This is a genomic window from Burkholderia sp. JPY481, from assembly GCF_038900515.1.
GTDB classification, from domain to species: Bacteria; Pseudomonadota; Gammaproteobacteria; order Burkholderiales; family Burkholderiaceae; genus Paraburkholderia; species Paraburkholderia youngii.
Map to the genome: position 1 here is coordinate 1 of NZ_JAYMRT010000096.1, position 1,165 is coordinate 1,165.

General features: G+C 62.5%; 2 protein-coding genes. Both read right to left on the bottom strand.

Annotated features, from left to right (window positions below):
- Positions 1-362: ATP-binding cassette domain-containing protein (locus VSR82_RS39770; protein WP_498858899.1), on the bottom strand; the 362-nt coding region annotated here is incomplete at its 3' end.
- 20 nt (positions 363-382) lie between these two features.
- A partial coding sequence (locus tag VSR82_RS39775; RefSeq protein ID WP_498858900.1) for an ABC transporter permease subunit occupies positions 383-1,165 on the bottom strand: 783 nt, incomplete at its 5' end.

Below are 1,165 nucleotides of genomic sequence, written 5' to 3' on the forward strand. Positions count from 1 at the left end.
AGCAGACCGTGCTTGGTGCGCACATGACGGCCGACCATCACGTTTTCGAGCGCGGTCATGCCGCCGAACAGGCGAATGTTCTGGAACGTGCGCGCGATGCCCGCCTTCGCGACCTGATAGACCGCGGTCGGCGTGTAGTTCTCGCCGTCGAGCTTGAACTCGCCCGAATCCGGCGTGTAGAGACCCGTGATCACGTTGAAGAAGGTCGTCTTGCCGGCGCCGTTCGGGCCGATCAGACCGTAGATTTCGCCCGCGCGGATCTGCAGGCCGACCTCGGAAAGCGCCTGCAAACCGCCGAAGCGCTTGTTGACGCCCTTCACCGACAGACGGATCGCCGCGTTGTTGCTTACGTTATCGCTCATGTCTTTTTCTCCACCGGACCTTATGCGCGCACCGGCTTCTTGCCGCTACGCTTTGCCAGCTTCGCAATCTTGTCTTCGTGCTTCGGCGCCGGCCACAGGCCTTCCGAGCGATACAGCATGATCACGACCATCGCGAGACCGTACAGCAGCTGACGAATCACTTCGGTATCGACGACTTCATGGCCGAAGATCATGTTCTGCAGCGGACCCATGGTGGAGCGCAGGAACTCGGGGAACACCGCGAGCAGCACCGCGCCGAGGATCACGCCCGGAATGTGGCCCATGCCGCCGAGCACCACACAGGCGAGCACCACGACCGATTCCCAGAACGTGAACGATTCCGGCGACACGAAGCCCTGGAACGCACCGAACATCGCGCCCGACAAGCCGCCGAACGACGCGCCCATCGCGAACGCGAGCAGCTTCACGTTGCGGGTGTTGATGCCCATCGCCTTGGCGGCAATTTCATCTTCGCGGATCGCGGCCCACGCGCGGCCGATACGCGAATGCTGCAGACGCGTACACGTCCAGATCACGAACAGCGCACACAGCACGAACAGGTAGTAGTACAGGTACACCGCCGGGAACTGCATGCCGAACAGCGAGTGCGACTGCGCGAAGCTGAAGCCGCCGATCTGCACCGGAGCGATCCCGGTGATCCCCTTCGGACCGTTGGTGATGTTTACCGGACGGTCGAGGTTGTTCATGAAGATCCGCACGATTTCCCCGAAGCCGAGGGTCACGATCGCCAGGTAGTCGCCACGCAGACGCAGCGTCGGCGCGCCGAGCAGAATCCCGAACAT